The organism is Cryptosporangium sp. NPDC048952, from assembly GCF_043197895.1.
GTDB lineage: Bacteria > Actinomycetota > Actinomycetes > Mycobacteriales > Cryptosporangiaceae > Cryptosporangium.
On record NZ_JBICTY010000003.1, the window covers coordinates 476,289 to 498,304 of the forward strand.

General features: G+C 69.1%; 18 protein-coding genes. 11 read left to right on the top strand and 7 right to left on the bottom strand.

The features are described 5' to 3' along the window. Both ACGFY5_RS18250 and ACGFY5_RS18255 read right to left on the bottom strand, forming a co-directional pair. Entirely contained in the window at positions 1 to 1,389 is a 1,389-nt protein-coding gene (locus ACGFY5_RS18250) for an acyltransferase family protein (RefSeq protein ID WP_392721190.1), read from the bottom strand. Then, complete coding sequence (locus ACGFY5_RS18255) at positions 1,386 to 3,290, bottom strand: hypothetical protein (protein WP_392721191.1); 1,905 nt, start codon at positions 3,288 to 3,290, stop codon at positions 1,386 to 1,388. The genes ACGFY5_RS18250 and ACGFY5_RS18255 overlap by 4 nt, the downstream gene beginning before the upstream one ends. A gap of 176 nt (positions 3,291 to 3,466) precedes the next feature. Here ACGFY5_RS18255 and ACGFY5_RS18260 point away from each other — a divergent pair, with 176 nt between their 5' ends. After that, on the top strand, positions 3,467 to 4,414 hold the full coding sequence (locus tag ACGFY5_RS18260; protein ID WP_392721192.1) for a DUF3068 domain-containing protein: 948 nt from the start codon (positions 3,467 to 3,469) through the stop codon (positions 4,412 to 4,414). A gap of 69 nt (positions 4,415 to 4,483) precedes the next feature. On the opposite strand, the gene ACGFY5_RS18265 is transcribed toward ACGFY5_RS18260, so the two are convergent. Beyond that, the gene (locus ACGFY5_RS18265) at positions 4,484 to 5,338 is read right to left on the bottom strand and encodes a class I SAM-dependent methyltransferase (RefSeq protein WP_392721193.1); all 855 of its coding nucleotides are present in this window, start codon (positions 5,336 to 5,338) and stop codon (positions 4,484 to 4,486) included. A gap of 351 nt (positions 5,339 to 5,689) precedes the next feature. Here ACGFY5_RS18265 and rpsA point away from each other — a divergent pair, with 351 nt between their 5' ends. Together rpsA and coaE are read left to right on the top strand one after the other, a co-directional pair. Continuing rightward, positions 5,690 to 7,201, top strand: coding sequence for a 30S ribosomal protein S1 (rpsA, locus tag ACGFY5_RS18270; protein ID WP_392721194.1), 1,512 nt, complete (start codon positions 5,690 to 5,692; stop codon positions 7,199 to 7,201). A 74-nt stretch (positions 7,202 to 7,275) separates the two neighbouring features. After that, positions 7,276 to 8,157, top strand: a complete 882-nt coding sequence (coaE, locus tag ACGFY5_RS18275; protein WP_392721197.1) for a dephospho-CoA kinase — start codon at positions 7,276 to 7,278, stop codon at positions 8,155 to 8,157. 22 nt (positions 8,158 to 8,179) lie between these two features. Here coaE and ACGFY5_RS18280 read toward each other — a convergent pair whose 3' ends face one another. Beyond that, positions 8,180 to 9,847 carry an ABC transporter permease gene (locus ACGFY5_RS18280; RefSeq protein WP_392721199.1) on the bottom strand — a complete coding sequence of 556 codons (1,668 nt, stop codon included), beginning with the start codon at positions 9,845 to 9,847 and terminating at the stop codon, positions 8,180 to 8,182. Next, positions 9,844 to 10,740: an ATP-binding cassette domain-containing protein gene (locus ACGFY5_RS18285; RefSeq protein WP_392721201.1), complete on the bottom strand. Its 897-nt coding sequence runs from the start codon at positions 10,738 to 10,740 to the stop codon at positions 9,844 to 9,846. The genes ACGFY5_RS18280 and ACGFY5_RS18285 overlap by 4 nt, the downstream gene beginning before the upstream one ends. Positions 10,741 to 10,804: 64 nt before the next feature. Between ACGFY5_RS18285 and ACGFY5_RS18290 the strand changes: the two genes are divergently transcribed. From ACGFY5_RS18290 to ACGFY5_RS18300, 3 genes are all read left to right on the top strand, one after another. After that, on the top strand, positions 10,805 to 11,308 hold the full coding sequence (locus tag ACGFY5_RS18290) for a GbsR/MarR family transcriptional regulator (RefSeq protein ID WP_392721203.1): 504 nt from the start codon (positions 10,805 to 10,807) through the stop codon (positions 11,306 to 11,308). Continuing rightward, positions 11,305 to 13,491, top strand: a complete 2,187-nt coding sequence (gene uvrB, locus ACGFY5_RS18295; RefSeq protein WP_392721205.1) for an excinuclease ABC subunit UvrB — start codon at positions 11,305 to 11,307, stop codon at positions 13,489 to 13,491. Before ACGFY5_RS18290 ends, uvrB begins: the two co-directional genes overlap by 4 nt. Before the next feature lie 132 nt (positions 13,492 to 13,623). Next, positions 13,624 to 14,829: a cellulase family glycosylhydrolase gene (locus tag ACGFY5_RS18300; protein WP_392721206.1), complete on the top strand. Its 1,206-nt coding sequence runs from the start codon at positions 13,624 to 13,626 to the stop codon at positions 14,827 to 14,829. A 68-nt stretch (positions 14,830 to 14,897) separates the two neighbouring features. Here the strand turns inward: ACGFY5_RS18300 and ACGFY5_RS18305 are convergent, their stop codons facing one another. After that, positions 14,898 to 15,194 carry an antibiotic biosynthesis monooxygenase family protein gene (locus tag ACGFY5_RS18305; RefSeq protein WP_392721207.1) on the bottom strand — a complete coding sequence of 99 codons (297 nt, stop codon included), beginning with the start codon at positions 15,192 to 15,194 and terminating at the stop codon, positions 14,898 to 14,900. A 319-nt stretch (positions 15,195 to 15,513) separates the two neighbouring features. Here ACGFY5_RS18305 and ACGFY5_RS18310 point away from each other — a divergent pair, with 319 nt between their 5' ends. Then, positions 15,514 to 16,476 (top strand): TerC family protein, encoded by a 963-nt coding sequence (locus ACGFY5_RS18310; RefSeq protein ID WP_392721208.1) that lies wholly within the window; start codon positions 15,514 to 15,516, stop codon positions 16,474 to 16,476. Between the two features lie 78 nt (positions 16,477 to 16,554). Continuing rightward, entirely contained in the window at positions 16,555 to 17,553 is a 999-nt protein-coding gene (locus tag ACGFY5_RS18315; RefSeq protein ID WP_392721210.1) for a TerC/Alx family metal homeostasis membrane protein, read from the top strand. Here the strand turns inward: ACGFY5_RS18315 and ACGFY5_RS18320 are convergent. Continuing rightward, entirely contained in the window at positions 17,534 to 19,087 is a 1,554-nt protein-coding gene (locus ACGFY5_RS18320; protein WP_392721212.1) for a PucR family transcriptional regulator, read from the bottom strand. The two genes, ACGFY5_RS18315 and ACGFY5_RS18320, sit on opposite strands and share 20 nt — an antisense overlap. A gap of 64 nt (positions 19,088 to 19,151) precedes the next feature. Here ACGFY5_RS18320 and ACGFY5_RS18325 point away from each other — a divergent pair, with 64 nt between their 5' ends. Genes ACGFY5_RS18325 through ACGFY5_RS18335 form a run of 3 tightly spaced genes read left to right on the top strand, consistent with a single transcriptional unit; the run spans position 19,152 to position 22,000 of the window. Then, positions 19,152 to 19,610, top strand: a complete 459-nt coding sequence (locus ACGFY5_RS18325) for a nucleoside deaminase (protein WP_392721213.1) — start codon at positions 19,152 to 19,154, stop codon at positions 19,608 to 19,610. After that, the gene (locus tag ACGFY5_RS18330; RefSeq protein WP_392721214.1) at positions 19,603 to 20,559 is read left to right on the top strand and encodes an isopenicillin N synthase family dioxygenase; all 957 of its coding nucleotides are present in this window, start codon (positions 19,603 to 19,605) and stop codon (positions 20,557 to 20,559) included. The genes ACGFY5_RS18325 and ACGFY5_RS18330 overlap by 8 nt, the downstream gene beginning before the upstream one ends. A gap of 19 nt (positions 20,560 to 20,578) precedes the next feature. Continuing rightward, entirely contained in the window at positions 20,579 to 22,000 is a 1,422-nt protein-coding gene (locus tag ACGFY5_RS18335) for a purine-cytosine permease family protein (protein ID WP_392721215.1), read from the top strand. Positions 22,001 to 22,016: the final 16 nt, after the last annotated feature.

Consider the following 22,016-nt stretch of genomic DNA (forward strand, 5'->3'; position numbering starts at 1 on the left):
CTAGTCGGACGGGCCGCGTTGGGCCGGCGGGGGGAGGCGGGGGATGGGTTCGGTGGTCTTCTCGGACGCGGGCTGCTCGGGCACCCACGGGCCGAGCTGGACCGGCTGGTCGTAATCCCAGCGCACGACCGGCTCCACCGGCTCGGCCGGTGCGGCGGCGGGGGCGGCGGGGGCCGCCGGGGTGGGCTGCACGGCCTGGATGTCGGCGGCGCCGCGGCGGGTGCGGCGCCGGACGTAGGCCTGCGCCGGCCGCTCCAGCACCCGGTAACTGATCGCCGCCACGACCACCGCGGCCAGCACCGTGAGGGGGAACAGCGTGCTGAACCCGCCTCGGAACAGCTCCAGGTTCAACGCGTCCACCAGCGTGAACATCAACACGAGGTGGAACAGGAACACGCCGTAGCTGATCTCCCCGAGCCACCGCACGCGTTTGTCGGTGAGCACCCTCCGCAGCGGATGGGTTCCCGGCGCCGGCGACACCAGCGGTAAGAGCATGAAGAACGCGGTGGCACCGTACAGGAGGTGCTTGGCCAGCCACTGCGACGTCGTCGCCGCCTCCAGCGTGTACGGCCCCGCGACCGGCGTCATCGACAGCGAGAACAGGATGCCGGCGATGATCCAACAGGTACCGGGCGCGGTAGCCAGATCCTCCGCGAGCTTCCGCAGCCGCGGCCACGCGTCGACCGAGGCCGCGGACGGCAGACACGCCAGGATCATGCCGAGCGCGAACCAGTCCAGGTAGGCGGGCAGCCACTGCAGCGCGAGCTGGTCACGCAACGTCGGAATCTGGTGGACGACCAGCCCCCACAGCGGGCCGATGGCGAACAGCACCGCGAGCGCGACGGTCTGGCGCCGCATGATCCGGCGCGGCCGCCGGCCCTTCAGCGACACCGCCGCGATCAACGGCAACGCCAGATAGAAGGACATCTCGACGGTGAGGCTCCAGATGTGCGTGAGCGCCTGGTGCGGGTTGTCACCGAAGTAGATGTGCGTGAGCGTCGCGTACTCGATCCAGTCGGTCCACGTCGTCTTCTGCACCGTGAACCCGACGTCGTGCTCCCACGGCCGGATCAGCATCGTGAGCACGAGCAGCGCCCAGTACGCCGGGAAGATCCGGGCGAACCGCCGCCACAGGAACGCCTTGCTCTCCGGCCGCGGACGCAGATCGAGCGCGGACTCCACGAACGGCCGGTACAGCAGGAAGCCCGACAGCAGGAAGAACAGCGTCACGCCGAAGTCGAGCCGGGCCAGGAACGGCGCCCAGAAGCCCTCGACCGCCCGGCCGGTCTGGAACCCCACGTGCGTGCCGACGACCGCGAACGCGGCGATGGCCCGGACGCCGTCCAGGACGTCGAGATGCCCACCGGCCTTCACCGTCGGCGCGGTCATGAGGCCGGCTCCGGGTGGCCGGCTTTCGCCGCCAGGCAGATCGACGCATCGGGGTCGGTGCTGCGGATCACGACCCGGTCGAAGGCCTTGCCCGGCGTGCCGAGCAGCAACGAGGAGTACGTGCCCGCGGTCAGCGTCGGCGTGGCGAACCGACGCGGTGCGAACGTGCGAGCGCCGTCGGCAAGCTCGATCGACACCCCGCTGGGTAACTGCGACAAATAGTCCAGCCGCACGAACGAATCCGGACGAGTGATGCGTTTGCTCAACGTCACGGTCACCGACCCGACCCCGCGTAACGGATGGGCGCAGAACACGCCTGGCTGATCGGCACTGGTGGCCTCCTCCACGAACCGGGCCCGGAGCAGGTGACCTCCCTGGTCGAACATGTACAGCGGTCGTGATGCATCGTCCCATCGGACAGCGGTCGGTAAACCCTGTTCGATCGGCCGGAAGATTTCGGAGACCCGGCGATTGACCTGTAACAGCGTCGCGACGGCCGGGGGTGCCGTGTTGTCGTAGATCGCGATCTGACGATCCGCGGCGTTCGTCCGCAGATCGTGGATTCCGGTGGTGAGGTAGTCGCGGATCGGGTTCTGCACCCAGCGGCTCTCGAACCCGTGGACCGTGACGCCGTAGCTGACCGCGTACACGAGGAGCACGGCGACGAGGCCGAGGCTGACGGTCTTCGTCGGAGGTCCCTCGTCGTCCGAGAAGAGACCCGTGCGACCTCGTTCCGCGACCGCCGCCGGATCCGGCACCACGAGTAGCAGGACGACGGCCAGCACCAGCGGAATCGTCAGCTCGGACAGGTAGTGGAAGTTCCGCGCCAGGATCACGCCGACGTACTCGAACCGGCCGGCCGCCAGCAGTCCCGAGGTGCCGAGCAGCACGGTGAACGGCAGCAGCCAGGCGCGCAACGTGCGCCAGCCGTTCCGGCGCACGGCCACGGCGCTGAGCACGATCACGGTGAGCTGTCCGGCGACGGTCGTGATCGGGCCGGGGTGCGCCGCGCTGTAATAGATGATGTCGGCGGAGTACCAGTGCCACGGCCCGCCGAACAGCGACGGCGCGAGCGAGTGCATCCACGCGTCCCAGAAGACGTTCCAGACGTCGCCGATCTTCGGCGAGGAACCGGCCTTCGGGTAGTCGCCGAGGACGAAGTACGCGAAGAACGCGACGACCGGCACGGCGTAGACCACCCAGGCACGCCACGACTGCCAGACCGCGCGGAACCGGGCCTTTCCGCCGCCGCTGCTCAGGTACAGCAGCGTCAGCAGCGGAGCGAGCGCGACACTGAGCACGGCTTTTTCCCAGAACAACAGAGCCAGGAGGACGCCCAGCGCGCCGAAGACCGCGTAGCGCAGTTCCCGCGTCGCCTCGTACCGCACGTGCATCACCAGCAACAGCAGGATGCCGACGTGGGTGGGTAGCAGGTTGACGCCGCTGGACAGGGAGAGCAGCGACGGAACCAGCAGCGGCGAGAACGCGTAGAGCCCGAGCCCGAGCAGCGCGGCCTTTCCGGGGCCGAGCAGCTGCGCCAGCAGGTAGCCCATCAACGCGGTGGCGACGGCCTGGAACAGCACCCGGACCAGCACCGTCGACGCGTTGTCGTACGGGGCGAGGTGCGCGCTCAACCAGTAGAACGTGCGCAGGCCCGGCGTCAGGTGGTCGTTCAGGGCGAGCGTGACGTAGTCCCAGCCGAACGGGTGTTTCGCGGCCTCGGAACTCATGTCGAGATCGTCGAGATAGAAATAGCCGGACAGCGCCAGCGCGCCGATCACCACGCCCTGCACGGCGGCGACCGTCGCGACGACGAGCGTCCAGGGCCGTAACCCGCGTTTCCCGCCGGCCCCTGACCCCGGGCGCTTGCGCGCCGGAGCCGTCGGCAGGTACGTGGTCATGTCTTCGACACCCTCCTGGAGCTGCGGAGATAACGCCGGAAAACTGCTTCGAGGTAACCATGCGAATGCGCCCACGGGGAGTTTACTCACTGGTAACCTCTGCGGGATCGCTCGGGGAAACAGCGTTGAAGTGCAGGTCTCCTGGGAGGAACCTCATGCGTCGCACCGTGGGTGCCGTGGTTTTGGCACTCGGAAGCTTCTTGGTGGTCGCAGCGATTCTGCTGCCCACCTACGTGGCCGGGAATCTGGTGAAAACACCGCTCGACCAGTACACGGTCAGCGTGGCCACGTCCGACAACGCAACCGTATTCGACGTCGCTTCTCTGCAGGTGCAGCAGAACGTGCCGGTCGAAGCGACCCGTACGGTCCGAGCAGATCCGGAGAAGAGTACCGACGACGTCGTCGTGCTGGACGAGTTCCTCGTTCTCCAGGACGCGCGGGACGACAAGCAGATCACGTACTCGAGCGACCGGGTGGGGCTGCACCGGCGTACCGCGGAGGCCCAGAAGGGCTTCGACGCGGCGGTGGACGACGAGCCCACCGACCACGAGGGCCTGATCTACAAGTGGCCGTTCGGCGCGGAGAAGAAGTCCTACGACTACTTCGACACCACGGCCAAGAAGACGTACGAGGCCAAGTACGTGAGCAGCGAGGACATCAACGGCCTCGAGGCGTACAAGTACGAGATGCAGGTCCCGGCCGTCAAGATCGGTGATCTCGAGGTGCCGGGCGAGCTGGTGGGCAGCGCCGAGCCGGCGGTCACCGCCGACCGGTACTACACCAACACCCGCACGGTCTGGGTGGAGCCGAAGACCGGCGTCATCCTCAAGGGCCAGGAGAACCAGTCGCAGACGCTGCGCGACGCGTCCGGCGCGGACAAGGTGACGCTGTTCGCGGCGACGCTGACGTTCGACGACCAGACGGTGAGCGAAGCCGTCAGCCTCGCCAAGGATTCGATCTCGCAGATCACCCTGGTGAGCACGGTCGCGCCGATCGTGGTCGGTGTTCTCGGCGTGATCCTGATCGTCGTCGGCCTCTTCCTGGCGTTGCGCCGTGGCGGAAATTCGCAGTCGTCGTTTCGCTCCACGAAGCACTCCGACTCGCGGACGCCGGTGAGGTCGTAACGCTTAGGTACGGATACGTACCGGGACGTTCGAATAGTGCCGCCCCCACGGGGCGGCACTATTTCGTTTTTATCGCCGGGAACAGACGTAAATGGCGGTTCCGGGCACCAATGCGCCGCGCAGCGGGCTCCACTGCCCCCACACCTCCTGGTGCCCTTCCGGCCACTCCGGCTCGATCAGGTCGGTCAGCTCGAACCCGGCGCCGACCAGCTCGCGGACGCGGTCGCCGAGCGTCCGGTGGTGCTCGACATAGGTGATGCGCCCGTCGTCGTCGAATTCGGCGTACGGCGTGCGGTCGAAGTACGAGTGGTAGACGGTCAACCCCTCCGGGCCCGGGTCGTCCGGGAACGCCCACCGCAGCGGATGCGTGGTGGCGAACACCCATCGCCCGCCCGGCCGCAGCACCCGGTGCACCTCACGCATGACGACGGCCGAGTCGGCGACGAACGGCACCGCGCCGAACGCCGAGCAGGCGATGTCGAAGCTGGCGTCGGGGAACGGGAGCTCTCCGGCGTCAGCGAGCACGAGGGGTACGGGGACCCCGGACCGGTCGTTGGCCTCCTGCGCGTGACGCAGCATCCCGGCCGACAGGTCCAGCGCCACCGGCCGCGCACCGTGCGTCACCAGCCAGCGCGAACACGACGCCGCGCCGCAGCCGACCTCGAGCACGTCCCGGCCGGCGACCGGACCGAGCAGGCCGGCGTCCTCCTCGACGAGGCCCTCGGGGCACCAGCGGAAGCGCACGTCGCCGAGGAAGTCGCCGTGGGAGGCCTGGTAGTCGTCGGCGTCCGCGTCCCACCAGAGCCGGCTCGCCGACCGGCTCTCGGCCGGGCCCACCTGGCGGTGCGTGATGCCGGTGGTGCCGAGCGTCTGGACGGCGGTGAACTTCTCGGTGCCGTCGTCCGTCTCCGTTGTGTTCTGCACCCGTCCAGTGTGATCGACGCACCGCGTCGGTTGGACAGCCACCTGATAACCGGAATTCCGGTTACGGGAGGCGGAATAGCGTCGCCGGATCGCAGGTTGTTCGGCAGGCGAAGGTGCACAGCACCTCGCGTTGGACCTTAAGCCCGCCTGCACGGTAGGCTTGAGAACGCGTTATGGGCTGACCGTGCCTCAGTAGGGAGCAGGCTCGCAGCCGTATGCGTGATCGGGTCTGAGTGCGCCCGAGTCGCGCCCGTTGGTATCGGGGTGTGACTGGAGTGTTTCGACCCGCGTCCGCGGCGGGCCCTTGACGCACGGCACGACCCATTGTCCCAATCCGGAGCAACCGCCCACATGACGAGCAGCACCGAGGCCCAGCCGACCACCCCGCAGGTAGCGGTCAACGACATCGGTTCGGAAGAGGCCTTCCTCGCCGCGATCGACGAGACCATCAAGTACTTCAACGACGGCGACATCGTCGAGGGCACGATCGTCAAGGTCGACCGCGACGAGGTTCTGCTCGACATCGGCTACAAGACCGAGGGCGTCATTCCCTCGCGCGAGTTGTCGATCAAGCACGACGTCGATCCGGCCGAGGTCGTCTCCGTGGGTGACCACGTCGAGGCCCTCGTCCTCCAGAAGGAGGACAAGGAAGGCCGCCTGATCCTCTCCAAGAAGCGCGCTCAGTACGAGCGGGCCTGGGGAACGATCGAGAAGATCAAGGACGAGGACGGAGTCGTCACCGGCACCGTCATCGAGGTCGTCAAGGGTGGTCTCATCCTCGACATCGGCCTCCGCGGCTTCCTCCCCGCCTCGCTGGTGGAGATGCGTCGCGTCCGCGACCTCCAGCCGTACGTCGGTCGCGAGCTCGAAGCCAAGATCATCGAGCTCGACAAGAACCGCAACAACGTGGTCCTCTCCCGCCGCCAGTGGCTGGAGCAGACCCAGTCCGAGGTCCGCAGCGAGTTCCTCAACAAGCTGCAGAAGGGCCAGGTCCGCAAGGGCGTCGTTTCGTCGATCGTCAACTTCGGTGCCTTCGTCGACCTGGGCGGCGTCGACGGTCTGGTCCACGTTTCCGAGCTCTCCTGGAAGCACATCGACCACCCGTCCGAGGTCGTCGAGGTGGGCCAGGAGGTCGAGGTCGAGGTTCTCGACGTCGACCTGGACCGCGAGCGCGTCTCGCTGTCGCTGAAGGCGACGCAGGAAGACCCGTGGCGTCAGTTCGCCCGTACGCACCAGATCGGCCAGGTCGTCCCCGGCCGGGTCACCAAGCTGGTGCCGTTCGGTGCGTTCGTCCGCGTGGACGAGGGCATAGAGGGTCTGGTCCACATCTCCGAGCTGGCCGAGCGTCACGTGGAGATCCCGGAGCAGGTCGTCAACGTCGGCGACGAGATCATGGTCAAGGTCATCGACATCGACCTCGAGCGTCGCCGGATCTCGCTGTCGCTGAAGCAGGCGAACGAGGGCGTCGTCGACCCCGACTCGTTCGACCCGACTCAGTACGGCATGGCGGCCACGTACGACGAGGCCGGCAACTACGTCTACCCGGACGGCTTCGACCCCGAGACGAACGACTGGCTCGAGGGCTACGAGAAGCAGCGTGAGGAGTGGGAGCGCCAGTACTCCGAGGCGCAGACCCGCTTCGAGGCCCACCAGAAGCAGATCACCGAGGCCCGCGCGGCCGAGGCGAACGCTGCCGAGGAGACCTCGTACTCGTCCGACTCGGGTGCCGCCGCTGGTGCCGCCAGCAGCAGCACCAGCTCCACCAGCACGAGCCGTGGCGACGACTCGGCCGCGACGGGAACGCTCGCGACCGACGAGGCGCTGGCCGCGCTGCGTGAGAAGTTGGCCGGTGGCCGCAGCTAAGTAGTTCAGAACGGACGAAGGGCCCTTCCGACGAGAGTCGGGAGGGCCCTTCTCGTTTCGGGCAGGATGGGCGCATGCTGCGGATCGGGTTGACCGGGGGGATCGGGGCGGGCAAGAGCGCGGTCGCCGCGCGGCTGGCCGAGTTGGGTGCGGTGGTGATCGACGCCGACCGGCTCGCGCGGGAGGTCGTCGAGCCGGGCACGCCGGGGCTGGCCGCGATCGTCGAGGCGTTCGGTGCGGACGTGCTGGCTGCGGACGGGTCGCTGGACCGGCCCAAGCTCGGGAAGATCGTCTTCGCCGACGACGCGGCGCGGGCGCGGCTCAACGGCATCACCCACCCGCTGATCGGCGCGCTCACCGCGGAGCGCGCGGCCGCCGCGCCGCCGGACGGGATCGTGGTCCACGACATCCCGCTCATCGTCGAGGGCGGCTCGGGGGCGAGCTTTCACCTGGTCGTCGTCGTGATGGCGACGGAGGAGATCCGGCTGCGGCGGTTGACGGAGCTGCGCGGGATGCCGATCGAGGACGCCCGGGCCCGGATCGCGGCGCAGGCGACCGACGAGCAGCGGGTCGCCGCCGCTGACGTCCTGCTGGACAACTCCGGTGCGCTGCCGCAGCTGCGGGCCGCTGTGGACGCGCTGTGGGAGGACCGGTTGGTGCCGTACGCGTCCGGGATCGCGAACGGGGTTGCGGCGGAGGCCGCCGGTGCGCCGGTGCCGGCTGACCTCGAGCGCGCCGCTGCGCGGCTGCGCAACTGGCTGCACCGGCCCGACCTGCGCGTCGAGCAGGCCGGGCCCCTGGAGCTACGGGCCTTTCTAGCCGACGCCGACGAGGTGCGGTCGGTGGGCAAGGCCCTGGCGGGGTCGGGCTGGATCCTGGACGGAACCCGCGGAAGTACCGCCCGCTCCGCCGACCCCGGCCAGCCGACCCGCCTGGTCCTCGCGGTCGCGCCCTGACCGCGCTGACCGCCCCCGGCCGTCAGCCGAGGTCGCGGCGGCGGAAGGCGGCTAGTCCGGCGGCGGTGAGTGCCGCCGCGAGCGCTACCAGCCAGCGGTAGGGCGCCGGGGTGGCGTCGGCGCCGGGCAGTTTCGGCAGGTGGGTGAACGGCGACAGGTCCATCACCCACTGCGGCAGCTGCAGGATCTCCCCGAACTGTCCGATGACGACAGCCAGCAGCAACACCACCCAGCTGACCAGCGTCAACCGCGGCAGCAGACCGAAGAGCGCCACGGCGACGCCGGCCAGCACCAGCACCGCGGGCAGCTGCCCGAGCGCGGCCCCGACTTGCCGGGTCACCTCTGCACCGACCGCGTCGGTGCGCAGCCCGTGGGCGAGCCCGGCCAGCAGGCCGGAGGACGCCAGGATCACCGCCGAGCCGACCGCGACCCACAGCACGTGCGCCCCCGCCCAGCGCACCCGGCTCACCGCGCCCGCGAGCACGGGCTCGGCCCGCAGCGACTCCTCCTCGGTCCGCAACCGCAGCATCGCGGCGACCGCGTAACCGGCCACCACCATGCCCATCACCAGGTAGATCATCCCCAGGTAGACGTCGGCGAGGCTGCCACCGGCCCCGGTGTAGTCCCGCAGCATCTCCGCGGTGTTCGGGTCGTCGTTCGCCGCGGTGACCATGTCCTGGGCGAGCCCGCCGAACACGGCCCCGCCGATCCCGGCGCCGATCGCCCACCCGAGGACGCTGCCGCGCTGGAGCCTCCACGCGAGGCCGACCGGACCGCTCAGCGTGGACGGTGCGGACGCCGGACCGAGTCGGGGCCGGAACACGCCCGCGCCCGCGTCGCGCCGGGCTCGCAGCACCACGACGGCGACGAGCAGCACCGCGACCGCCAACGCCGGGACGAGCAGCACCACCCAGCGGTTCCCGGCGTACGGCCGGACCTCCTCGGCCCAGCCGATCGGCGACAGCCAGGTGAGCCACCGGCCGGACGAGCCGTTGACCGCCGCCGAGTCGCCGGCCGCGCGGAGCAGGAACGATGCCCCGAGCAGCGCACCGGCGATGCCTCCGGCGGATCGCGCGTGCTCGGTCAGTTGGGCGGTGACCGCGCCGAGCGCGGCGAAGACCAGCCCGACCGAGACGCATCCGGCCATCAGCGCCAGCGAACCGCTGAACGGGATGCCACCGACGGTGAGCAGCGACGCGACACCGAGCACCAGGATCAGGACGTTGAGCAGCGCGACGTGGACCAGCGCGGCGGCCAGCCGTGCGTAGCGGCCCACCGGCGCCGCGTCGAGCAGGTCGGACCGGCCGGCCTCCTCCTCGGCGCGGGTGTGCCGCAGCACCATGAGGTAGCTCATCAGCGCGAGGATCACGGCGGCGAACGTCAGCACCTGCCAGGCCGTCGCTCCGCCGTACGTGTTCAGCGCGCGCGGCGGGCCGGTGATCGCGACCAGGCCGGGGTTGACGCCGCTGCCGTAGGCGCGGGCGAACGAGTCCAGATCGGCCTGGGTGGGGTAGACGTCCTTGAGCGGTACGGCCTGGCTGTACACGAACAGCGTGACGCCGAGCACCCACGCGGTGGCGCGGACCCGGTCGCGACGCAGGGCCAGCCGGAGCAGCGCCATCGTTCCGGTGAACTCGCTGCTGGAAGCGGGCGCCTGGGTCCGGCGTTCCGCGGTGAGTACCGCGGTCATGACGTGGCCGCCTCGGAGTAGTGCCGGAGGAACAGCTCCTCCAGCGTGGGTGGGCGGCTGGTGAGGCTGCGGATGCCCGACGCCTCCAACCGGCCGAGCAGGGCGCCGAGCGCCGCCTGGTCCACCTGGCACGAAAACCTGTTGCCCGCGATCTGTACGTCGTGCAGGCCGGGCAGGTCGGTCAGCCCGTGCGGCTCCCGGTCGAGCTCGGCGTCGATCGACGTGCGGGTGAGGTGACGCAGCTCGCTGAGCGTGCCGGTCTCCACGACCCGCCCGGCGCGGATGATGCTCACCCGGTCACACAGCTTCTCCGCCTCGGCCAGGATGTGGCTGGAGAGCAGAACCGTGCGTCCGTTCGCCCGCTCGTCGCTGATGCACTGCTGGAACGCCGCTTCCATCAGCGGGTCCAGGCCGGACGTCGGCTCGTCCAAGATCAGCAGATCGACGTCGGACGCGAGCGCGGCGACGAGCGCGACCTTCTGCCGGTTGCCCTTGGAGTAGGTCTTGGCCTTCTTGCGGGGGTCGAGCTCGAACCGGTCGAGCAGGTCCTTGCGCCGCGTCGGGTCCAGGCCGCCGCGCACCCGGCCCAACAGGTCGATCACCTCGCCGCCGGACAGCGTCGGCCACAGGTTGACGTCGCCGGGGACGTAGGCCAGACGTCGGTGCAGTGCCACGGCGTCCTTCCACGGGTCGCCGCCGAGCAGGCGGATCTCGCCCGCGTCGGCGCGCAGCAGGCCGAGCAGGACCCGGATCGTGGTGGTCTTACCCGCTCCGTTCGGCCCGAGGAAGCCGTGGACCTCCCCGGACCGCACCGTGAGGTCGAGTCCGTCGAGTGCGCGGACCGGCCCGAACCTCTTCACGACTCCCGCGAGTTCGATCGCGTTGGTTGGCATAGTTCTGACGGTATCGAGTCTTCACAACTTTGTGAAGATTAAAGAATGCCTCTAGGATTCGGACATGAACGACGATCCACGCGCCGAGTACCGGGAGCGATTCGCGCTGCTCATGACCGACATGGGTCTCCAGCGCATGGTCGCCAGGGTCTATGCCGCACTGACGGTCGCCGAGGGTCCGACGATGACGATGCCCGAGCTGGCCGAGACGCTCCAGGCCAGCGCCGGTGCGATCTCGGGCGCGATCAAGACGCTCACGACGATCGGTCTGGTCGAGCGCGTGCCGGCGCCGGGAAGCCGCCGTGACCACTACCGCATCGCCGACAACGGCTGGTACGACACCGTGATGCACAAGTACAAGGTGCTCATGCAGGGCGTCATCGACCTGGCCGCGGACGGCGTGGAGGCGGTCGGCGAGGACACCGTGGCGGGCCACCGGCTGGCCGAGATGCGCGACTTCTACTCGTTCATCTCGGCCGAGGTGCAGGAGATGTTGCCGCGCTGGGAGAAGGCCCGGGATTCGCGTCGGGGAGAACTGTCGGACCCCCGACGTACCGTTGAATCATGAGTCCGTCAGCCCGCCCCTCCGCCGGTCCGAACGCGCCCGAAGGCCTGCGTGACGACACCGTCGCCCACGGCGCGACCACGGCCATCGTCCGGCGTCCCGGCCGGTTCGAGGTGGTCAGCGAGTACGACCCGGCGGGTGACCAGCCGGCTGCGATCGACGAGTTGGAGCGCCGGGTCAGGGCCGGCGAGAACGACGTCGTGCTGCTCGGTGCCACCGGTACCGGTAAGTCCGCGACGACGGCCTGGCTGATCGAGCGGCTCCAGCGGCCGGCGCTGGTCATCGCGCCGAACAAGACCCTGGCGGCCCAGCTGGCCAACGAGTTCCGCGAGCTGCTGCCCAACAACGCGGTCGAGTACTTCGTCTCGTACTACGACTACTACCAGCCCGAGGCGTACGTCCCGCAGACCGACACCTACATCGAGAAGGACTCCTCGGTCAACGAGGAGGTCGAGCGGCTCCGGCACTCGGCGACGATGTCGCTGCTCACCCGGCGCGACACGATCGTGGTCGCCACCGTGTCCTGCATCTACGGCCTCGGTACACCGCAGGAGTACATCGACCGGTCGATCCCGCTGAAGGTCGGCCAGGAGATCGAGCGCGAGAAGCTGCTGCGCTGGCTGGTCGACGTGCAGTACACGCGCAACGACCTGAACTTCACCCGGGGCACGTTCCGCGTCCGTGGCGACACGGTGGAGGTCATCCCGGCGTACGACGAGCTCGCCGTCCGCATCGAGATGTTCGGCGACGAGATCGAGAAGCTCTACCACCTCAATCCGCTCACCGGTGAGGTCGTCAACGAGGAGACCGAGCTCCACGTCTTCCCGGCCACCCACTACGTGGCCGGCCCGGAGCGGATGGAACGGGCGATCCGCGGCATCGAGGCCGAGCTCGAGGAGCGGCTCGCCGAGCTCGAGCGGCAGAACAAGCTGCTCGAGGCGCAGCGGCTGCGGATGCGCACCAGCTACGACATCGAGATGATGCGCCAGGTCGGCTTCTGCTCGGGCATCGAGAACTACTCCCGGCACATGGACGGCCGGGAGCCCGGCTCACCGGGCTTCTGCCTGATCGACTACTTCCCGGAAGACTTCCTGCTGGTCATCGACGAGTCGCACGGCACCGTGCCGCAGATCGGCGGCATGTACGAGGGCGACATGTCCCGCAAGCGGACGCTCGTCGACTTCGGCTTCCGGCTGCCCAGCGCGATGGACAACCGGCCGCTGCGGTGGGAGGAGTTCCAGGACCGGGTGGGCCAGACGGTCTACCTCTCGGCGACGCCCGGCAAGTACGAGATGGGCCGGGCGAAAGGCGAGTTCGTCGAGCAGATCATCCGCCCGACCGGCCTGATCGACCCGGAGGTGCTGGTCAAGCCCACCAAGGGCCAGATCGACGACCTGGTGCACGAGATCCGCGTACGGGCCGAGCGCGACGAGCGGGTGCTGGTCACCACGCTCACCAAGAAGATGGCCGAGGACCTCACCGATTACCTGCTCGAGCTCGGCATCCGGGTGCGGTACCTGCACTCCGAGGTCGACACGCTGCGCCGCGTCGAGTTGCTGCGCGAGCTGCGCAAGGGTGACTTCGACGTGCTCGTCGGCATCAACCTCCTGCGGGAGGGCCTCGATCTGCCCGAGGTCAGCCTGGTGTCCATCCTGGACGCCGACAAGGAGGGGTTCCTGCGCAGCGAGACGTCGCTGGTGCAGACGATCGGTCGTGCCGCCCGTAACGTCTCCGGGCAGGTGCACATGTACGCCGACCAGATCACCCCGTCGATGAGCCGGGCGATCGAGGAGACCAACCGGCGGCGCGAGAAGCAGATCGCGTACAACACCGAGCGCGGGGTCGATCCGCAGCCGCTGCGCAAGAAGATCGTCGACATCCTCGACGACATCTACCGCGAGGCGGCCGAGAACGAGTCCGGCGAACTGATCGGCGGCTCCGGCCGGCAGCAGTCCCGCGGGAAGTCGCCGGTGCCCGGGCTGAAGTCGAAGGCCACCACGGTCGGCGTCGGCGCCCACCGCGAGGGCATGGCCCGCGCCGAGCTCGCCGACCTGATCCAGCAGCTCAACGATCAGATGCTGGCCGCGGCGCGCGAGCTGCAGTTCGAGCTCGCGGCCCGCCTGCGCGACGAGATCGGCGAGCTCAAGAAAGAACTCCGCGGCATGGACGCCGCCGGCGTCAAGTAGCCCCCCGGGAGCCGGGCGGGCGGCGTGTGGACGCGCTACCGTTCGGCTCCTGGACGATACTCGTGCCGTACCCGTTCGCTTCCGATGAGACAGCCGTCAGGAACACGGATTGTTCTCCCGGAGGTAAAGACGATGGATCGTCGCAAGCTGCTCGGCGCCGCCGCTATCGCCGTCCCCGCCATCGCGGGAGCCGCTCTGATCAGTGACCTGGACTTCGGCTCCGACCCGCGCGCCGAGGTCACCGAGGGCTTCTCGGGCCAGGCCGAGGAAGTTTCCGGCGACGCCGCGACCACGCAGAACGCCGCCCCGCCGGTCGTCGGGGTTCAGTTCCACGGCACGTGGGACATGTACTGGAACGGCACCACGCCGAACGCCATGTTCTACAAGCACCTCGACACGCTCGCCGAGAACGGGGTCCAGGTCATCCGCCTCGACGTCGGCTGGTCGTCCGCGCAGCCCACGAACGTGGCGCCGACCGCGAGCCAGTGGTACCACCAGCGCGTCAACACCGTGCTCGACCAGGCCCGCTCCCGCGGCATGCAGGTGTTCGTGACGATCCACCAGTCGCCGGCGTGGTCGCGCCCCAACACCGGTAGCGAGGTCAAGCAGTACCCGACCGACCCGAACTCAATCAAGCCGTGGCTGACGTTCTTCGCCTCCACCTACGGGTCCAAGATCCTGGCGATCGAGGTCTGGAACGAGCCGAACCTCGCCGAGTTCTGCGGCATCTCCGACGCCTACCAGCGTGCGGTGAAGTACGTGCCGATCCTCAAGGCCTCCTACGCGGCGATCAAGGCCGGCCGCTCCTCGCTGCCGGTGATCTTCGCCGGCCCGAGCCAGACCGACGACGTCTTCATCAAGGACTGCTACACCAACGGCGCCAAGGGCAACTTCGACATCATGGGTGTCCACCCGTACCAGGGCAACCAGATGAAGGCGCCGGAGTCGACCGACATCACCGGCAAGGCCCGGATGACGAACATGCCGGCGATCATCAACCTGATGGCGCAGAACGGCGACTCGGCCAAGCCGATCTGGTGGACCGAGTTCGGCTTCAGCGTGCACTCGAACGACGCGGTGCCGGCCGGCCAGGTCTGGCTCAACGGCGTGCCGGACGAGCAGACCGCGGCGTCCTACATCTCCCGGTCGTACTACCTCGCCTGGCAGCAATACCCGCAGGTGAAGCTCGCCGTGACGTACTGCGGCTACAAGACGCCGTCGGACAGCCTCGGCCACCAGTACGGCTTCCGCATCATGGAAGCGGACGGCACCGCGAAGCCGCAGCTCAAGGCCCTGCAGAGCATCCGGCAGGCGTTCGGGACGCTGCAGAAGCTCTGACCCACCGCGCTGACCCACCGCACGACGACGGCCGGCCGCTGACCCCCAGCGGCCGGCCGTTCGGCGTCCTACTCCGCCGCCACGTCCACGAAGTGCTCCACGCGGGGCGGCCCGGCGAAGAACGGGCCGATCGCCGCGCGCCACCGCGTGTACCGCTCGGTCGCGCGGAAGCCCTGCTCGTGCGCCTCGACCGAGTCCCACTCGACGAGCAGCACGAACCGGTTCGGCGTCTCGACGCCCTGGGTCATGCGGATCGACCGGCAGCCGTCCGCGCCGTCCAGCTCTGTAACTGCGGTGCGGTACGCGTCGGCGAACTCCGCTTCGCTACCGGGGGTGACGTCGATGAGAGCAACTTCCAGAACCATGATCCGGAGCCTATCCGTCGGGATGACGACAGAAGCATCACGCTCGGTGCACGTACGCTCGATGCACGAGGCTCTGTGCAACGCGCACGTGAATATCTGGTCACTGAGGTGAGGTGTTTCAACACTCACCCGGTCTCCCTTGGCCTGAAGCCGGAACGCCCCCTACTATGGGGAACCGACGAGGGGAGTAGCCCCACGGTCCACCCGGTCAATACGGCGAGTGCGGATACGATCTGCACGGACCCCGGGCACCGGCCTGTTTCGGCAGGTAGCGAGACCTCGGACACGTAATGTTTGCTGCGCGTGATCCGGGGGCTTTATGTCCGTCTCGTTGTGGGTGTGGGCCGCGACCATCGCTGGTCTCGCCATCATCGTCGCCATCGACATCTGGCATGCCAGACGTCCCCACCACGTGGGCTTCAAGGAAGCGACCACCTGGTCGGTGATCTATATCGCGCTCGCGATCCTGTTCGGGATCGGCGTGATGATCTTCGGTGGCACCGAGCCGGGCACCGAGTTCTTCGCCGGCTGGCTGATCGAGAAGAGCCTGTCGGTCGACAACCTCTTCGTCTTCGCGGTGATCCTCGGGACGTTCGGCGTACCCGACAAGCACCAGCAAAAAGTGCTGCTGATCGGCATCCTCGGTGCGCTCGTCATGCGGGCGATCTTCATCGCCGTGGGTGCCGCGGCGATCCAGCGCTTCGCGGTGACGTTCGTCGTCTTCGGTGCGTTCCTGATCTACACCGCGATCAAGCTGGTGCGCTCGCACGGGGAACAGCCGGACGTCGGCAACAGCCGTGCGGTGAAGATGCTGCGACGGTTCATCCCGGTCACCGACGACTACCCCGACAGCAGCGCGCTCACGGTCAAGCGGGACGGCAAGCGCCTCGCGACCCCGCTGCTGGTCGTCGTCGTCACGATCCTGTCGGTCGACCTGGTCTTCGCGCTCGACTCGATCCCCGCGGTCTTCGGTGTCACCGAAAGCGCGTACATCGTCTTCACAGCGAACGCCTTCGCGCTGCTGGGCCTGCGTGCCCTCTACTTCCTGCTGATCGGACTGCTCGACCGGCTGGTGCACCTGCATTTCGGCCTGGCGTTCGTGCTCGCTTTCATCGGAGTCAAACTGATCCTCCACTACGCACACACCGTGTGGCCGTCCGTGCCCGACATCCCCACCGCCCTGTCGCTGGCGGTAGTGATCCTCACGCTGGCCGTCACCACGTTCACCAGCCTGCGGGCTACTCGGAAAGCGTCCCGTGAAGTGACGGCCGATCATGGGTAGTTCGTGCGTTCGGCGACACACGGCGACGTCGTTGTCGCACCATGTAAGGCGCGGGTCTGACTCGAGGAAGGCCTGACGGTGGACATACCTGTCTGGGTGGAGTGGGGCGTGCTGGGCACGCTCGTCGTCCTGCTGGCGTTCGACGTCTGGGTGATCGGGCGTCGGCCGCACGAGCCCTCGACGCGCGAGAGCACGTTGGGCGTCATCGGCTACGTGGCGTTGGCGCTGTTGTTCGGCTTGGGTGTCCTCTGGCTGGCCGGCGGGCGGTACGCCGGTGAGTTCTACGCCGGCTGGCTGACCGAGTACAGCCTGTCGGTCGACAACCTGTTCGTGTTCCTCGTGATCATGAGCCGATTCAAGGTGCCCCGGCAGTTCCAGCAGAAGGTGCTGCTGATCGGCATCGTGCTCGCGCTGGTGCTCCGCGGCATCTTCATCGCCGCCGGTGCGGCCGCGATCGAGCGCTTCATCTGGGTGTTCTTCCTGTTCGGTGGCTTCCTCCTCTACACGGCCTGGAACCTGGCGTTCCACCACGAGGAGGAAGAGGAGTTCAAGGAGAACGTGCTGATCCGGTGGTCGCGGCGGGTGCTGCCGATCTCCAAGGACTTCGGCGACGGCAAGCTGCGCACGCACCAGAACGGCAAGCGGATCTGGACGCCGATGGTCGTGGTGCTCATCGCGATCGGCACCACCGACCTGCTGTTCGCGTTCGACTCGATCCCGGCGATCTTCGGCCTCACCCGGGAGCCGTTCCTGATCTTCACCGCGAACGTGTTCGCGCTGATGGGCCTCCGGCAGCTGTACTTCCTGCTCGGAGGTCTTCTCGATCGGCTCGTCTACCTCTCGATCGGCCTTTCGTTCATCCTCGCGTTCATCGGCGTCAAGCTGATCCTGGAGGCGCTGCACGAGAACTCGCTGCCGTTCGTCAACGGCGGCCACGAGATCGAGTGGGTGCCCGAGGTGCCGATCTGGCTCTCGCTGGTGGTCATCATCGGCACGTTGGCCGTGACGACGGTGGCGAGCCTCTGGAAGTCCGGCCGCGCGGCGACGCAGAAGGAGCTCAGCTCGACGGCGTCGTGACGAGCAGGCACGCAGCCAGGAGAGCCGGGTAGAGCGCCGGGTCGGCCGGTGCGTGGCCGAGCAGGGTCTCGATGCGCTCCAGGCGCTGGTAGAGCGACTGGCGTCGCAGGTGCAGCGCGGCGGCGGTGCGGGTGGCGCTGGTGCCGTGGCGCAGGTAGAGCTCCAGCGTCCGCACCAGCTCGGTGCGGTGGCCGGCGTCCCAGGCCACCAGCGGGCCGATCGTCCGCTCGACGAACGCATCGAGCCGGTGGGGCTCGCCGCTCCGGCGCAGCTCCAACTCGAGGGCCAGTGTGCGGGCGGGCACGACCGTCGGCCGGGAGCCCCGACGGCGGGCGCCGGTCAGCGCCAGGGCCAGCGCGGCCCGGGCGTGCTCGAGCGACGCCGCCCAGCCCGGCGTGCCCGTGGCGTCGACCGGGTACCCGATCGCGACAGTGATCTGCGGCGCGCCGGAGCGGAAACCGGCCTCGATGAACGCCGCCTCGACGGCAGTCACCGCGTCGCCGGTGCTGTCCGGCGCCACCACCAGCGCCAGTACCGACTCCCGGACGCGGGCCCGCAGCGCGGTGGTGCCGAGCAGACGCGCCGCGGAGTCGATCAGTGTGACCGCGGGCCGGGTCTCCGGGGCGTCCACCGCGACGCCGATCAGCGACCGGCCCGGCGGCGGACGGAACCCCGCGAGCCCGGTGCGGACCGCGGCCTCGGCCGGGGCAAGCCCACCCGCGGCGACCAGGTCGGCCAGCAGCGCGGCGGCGTGCCGCTCCCGCTCGGTCGGCGGGTCGCCGGTGCGCAGGATCTCCACCGCCAGCGCGGTCGCGGTGCGCTCGATCGTCGACACGAGGTCCTCGGCGGGCAGCGACGACCCGGCTCCGGCGACGAGCCGCCCCCAGGCGCGGCCGTGCACGATCACCTCTGCGTCCGCCGCGGCCGCGTCCACGGTGGCCCACGCCGCGTGGTCGTCGGGAACACCGTAGGAGGCCACCAGCGCGCCGCTCACCGTCGTCAGCACGACCGGCGCTCCGGTGACGTCCGCGGCGGTGCGCAGCAGGCCGGCGACACCGGCGCCGGAGATCAGCGCCTCGTTCAGCTCCCGGGTGACGCGGTCACCGAGGCGGAGCCGCCGGGCGGCCTCGTCGACGATCGCGGTGTTCGCGGCCTCGCACATCCGGATGAACGGCACCACGGCGCGCAGCACGATCAGGGGGAAGCCGTGACGCGACGCCTCGTCGATCAGTTCCGCCGGAACGTCGGGAAAGCTGCGTCCGAGCTCGACCGCGAGCCCGCTCACGCCACGCTCGGCCAGGTCACGGACGTAGTGGCGGCGCGCGCCCGCGTCGCTGCCGGCGAGGCCGAGGCCGGTGGTGAGCAGCAGTTCCCCGCCGGAGAGCAGCGGGCCGATCTCGTAGATTTCGCTGGAGTGCACCCAGCGCACGGGTCGATCGAGCGCCCGCCGACCGGCCAGCACCTCCGGTTGGGCGTCCCGGACCGCCTCGAATTGCAGGAGCTCGGCGAGCGTCAGCGACATGGTGTCAGTCAAACACCCTCCGAGTGTGGACACCGTGTCAGTTGTCCTCTGCATCCGTCGGGCGCACAGTGTCTGCATGACGACGCTGGATCCATCCACGCTGCTCGCCGCGGCGGTCGAGGAAGCGCGAGCCGGGCTGGCGGAGGGCGGCGTCCCGATCGGGGCGGCGCTGTTCACCACCGACGGCACGCTGCTCGGGCGGGGCCACAACCGGCGCGTGCAGGACGGTGACCCGTCGCTGCACGCCGAGACCGCCGCGTTCCGCAACGCGGGTCGGCGCCCGACCTACTTCGACACGATCATGGTCACGACGCTCTCGCCGTGCTGGTACTGCTCCGGGCTGGTGCGCCAGTTCGGCATCGGGCACGTGGTGATCGGCGAAGCGGTGACGTTCTACGGTGGGCACGACTGGCTCGCGGAGAACGGCGTCGAGATCACGCTTCTCGAGGACCCCGAGTGCATCGGGCTGATGACCGACTTCATCAAGAACCGCCCGGAGCTGTGGGCCGAGGACATCGGAGCCGAACTTGACTGAGCCCGTACCGTCCATCGATCTGCGCCCCTGGTTCTCCGGCGACGACCGCGCGGGAGTCGCCGCTCAGGTCGACGCGGCCCTGCAGCGCTCGGGATTCATGCTGGTCACCGGCCACGGCATCGCGCCCGAGCTGCGCGCAGCGACCCGCGCCGCCGCCCGGGCGTTCTTCGCGCTGCCCGCCGACGTCAAGCAGCGCTACGCCGCGACGGTCGGTGGACGCGGCTGGCTGCCGACCGGCGTCGAGGCCAATGGGTACGCGGAGGGCACCGAGACCCCGCCGGACCTGAAGGAGACGTTCGCGATCGGCGCCGACACCCCGGTCGGCGACCCGGTCGTCGACGCGGCGTGGTTCCTGCCGAACGTCTGGCCGGGGGAGAGCCCTGCGCTGCAGGAGACGCTCACCGAGTACCAGGCCGCGATGCGCACGCTCGCCGACCAGCTGCTCGAGGTGTGCGCCGTGGCCCTGGGCCTCCCGGAGGCCTTCTTCGGCCCCACGACCGATCACCCCACCTGGACGCTGAACATCAACTGGTACCCGCCGATGGGTGTCGTCGGCGAACCGGAGGAGGGCCAGTTCCGGATCGGCCCGCACACCGACTTCGGCACGCTGACGCTGCTCGACCGCGAGTACGGCAGCGGCGGCCTGCAGGTGTTCACCGCCGACGGCGAATGGGTCGACGCCCCCTACGACCCGGACGCGTTCACGATCAACGTCGGTGACCTGCTCGCCCGCTGGACCGGCGACCGCTGGCTGTCCGCGCGCCACCGCGTCCTGCCGCCGCAGGCCGACGCCCCCGACGAGGACTTGGTATCACTCGTTTACTTCTACGAAGCCAACCACGACGCGATCGTGGAGACACTGGAGCCGCCGATCGGTCGCGCCGCGCACCCGCCGGTCGTCTGCGGCGACTTCATCCGAGAGCGCCTCGACGCCATCACCATCGGCTGATACCTGCGGGAGGACGACCATGTCGTTAGTTGAGGAAAACGACGTCGAGCCCCTCCGGGAGGGGAGCTACGGCACGAAAGTGGTGGCCGTCGAGCCCGGCGGCATCGAGAAGATCCCGCTGGCCGACCGGCACGGCACGCCGCTCAACCTGTTCTGGACCTGGGCATCGCCGAACCTGGAGTTCGCCACGATCTACCTGGGCGTGCTCGCCACGCTCGTGTTCGGCCTGACGTTCTGGCAGGCCGTGGCCGCGATCGTGTTGGGCAACGCGCTCTCGTCGATCGCGCACGGTGTGCTCTCGGCGCGCGGGCCGGTGCACGGCGTTCCGGAGATGGTGCTCTCGCGGGGCGCGTTCGGCTTTTGGGGCAACCTGCTCCCGGCCGGGTTCCTCTCGGTGACCGCGGGCATCGGCTGGTTCGCTGTCAACAGCGTCAGCGCGTCGTTCGCCCTCAACGCGCTCACCGACCTGCCGACGTGGGCGTGCCTGGTCGTCGTAGTGCTCGCCCAGGTCGCGATCGCGTTCTTCGGGCACAACTTCGTGCACTCGTTCGAGCGGTGGGCGTTCCCGGTGCTGGCCGTGATCTTCGTGATCGGCACCGTCGTCGTGCTGAGCAAGTCGCACCCGGGTGCGCCGGCCGGTGACGGGATCCCCGGGGTCGGGACGGTCGGCGGGTTCCTGCTCACGCTCGCCGCGGTGTTCGGGTACGCGTCGGGGTGGAACCCGTACGCCGCGGACTACACGCGCTACCTGCCGCCCGACACGAACCGACGCCAGGTGGGGATCTTCGCCGGGCTGGGCATCTTCGTCGCGTGCACGGTGCTGCAGATCGTCGGCGCGGCGTCGGTCACGATCGGCCCGCCGGCGTCCGACAACCCGACGACGGCGTTCGTCGACACGATGCCCTCGCTGCTGGCGAACCTGACGCTGCTCGCGATCGTCATCGGCGGCATCTCGGCGAACGTGCTCAACATCTACTCGGGGTCGATGTCGTTCCTGACGATGGGCGTCAAGCTGCCTGCGCACCTGCGCCGGGCGCTCGTCGCGCTCACGTTCGGCGTCATCGGTTTCGTCGTGGCGTACTTCGGGCTCGAGGACGCGGGGCACAACTACGAGAACTTCCTGCTGGTGATCGGGTACTGGATCGCGCCGTGGCTCGGGATCGCGCTCACCGACCTGTGGATGCGACGCGGGGAGGACTACTCGGCGGTGCTCTACGACCGGACGTACGCGAACTGGGCCGGGCCGATCGCGATGGTGACCGGGCTCGTCGTCTCGATCGGGCTGTTCTCGAACCAGGCGCAGTACACGGGCCTGGTTGTGCGGTCGAGCCCCGGGATCGGCGACGTGACGCCGATCGTCGGCTTCCTGCTCGCCGCCGTCGTGTACTTCGGGATCCGCTCGGTGTTCCGTCCCACTGGTCGAGGTTATTCACAGATCTAACTTTTAGTACATATGG

Bases quoted from the DNA above. Each gene is read 5' to 3' on its own strand.
- ACGFY5_RS18250 (WP_392721190.1), bottom strand. From the start codon at position 1,389: ATGACCGCGCCGACGGTGAAGGCCGGTGGGCATCTCGACGTCCTGGAC.
- ACGFY5_RS18255 (WP_392721191.1), bottom strand. From the start codon at position 3,290: ATGACCACGTACCTGCCGACGGCTCCGGCGCGCAAGCGCCCGGGGTCA.
- rpsA (WP_392721194.1), top strand. From the start codon at position 5,690: ATGACGAGCAGCACCGAGGCCCAGCCGACCACCCCGCAGGTAGCGGTC.
- coaE (WP_392721197.1), top strand. From the start codon at position 7,276: ATGCTGCGGATCGGGTTGACCGGGGGGATCGGGGCGGGCAAGAGCGCG.
- ACGFY5_RS18280 (WP_392721199.1), bottom strand. From the start codon at position 9,847: ATGACCGCGGTACTCACCGCGGAACGCCGGACCCAGGCGCCCGCTTCC.
- ACGFY5_RS18285 (WP_392721201.1), bottom strand. From the start codon at position 10,740: ATGCCAACCAACGCGATCGAACTCGCGGGAGTCGTGAAGAGGTTCGGG.
- ACGFY5_RS18290 (WP_392721203.1), top strand. From the start codon at position 10,805: ATGAACGACGATCCACGCGCCGAGTACCGGGAGCGATTCGCGCTGCTC.
- uvrB (WP_392721205.1), top strand. From the start codon at position 11,305: ATGAGTCCGTCAGCCCGCCCCTCCGCCGGTCCGAACGCGCCCGAAGGC.
- ACGFY5_RS18300 (WP_392721206.1), top strand. From the start codon at position 13,624: ATGGATCGTCGCAAGCTGCTCGGCGCCGCCGCTATCGCCGTCCCCGCC.
- ACGFY5_RS18305 (WP_392721207.1), bottom strand. From the start codon at position 15,194: ATGGTTCTGGAAGTTGCTCTCATCGACGTCACCCCCGGTAGCGAAGCG.
- ACGFY5_RS18310 (WP_392721208.1), top strand. From the start codon at position 15,514: ATGTCCGTCTCGTTGTGGGTGTGGGCCGCGACCATCGCTGGTCTCGCC.
- ACGFY5_RS18325 (WP_392721213.1), top strand. From the start codon at position 19,152: ATGACGACGCTGGATCCATCCACGCTGCTCGCCGCGGCGGTCGAGGAA.
- ACGFY5_RS18335 (WP_392721215.1), top strand. From the start codon at position 20,579: ATGTCGTTAGTTGAGGAAAACGACGTCGAGCCCCTCCGGGAGGGGAGC.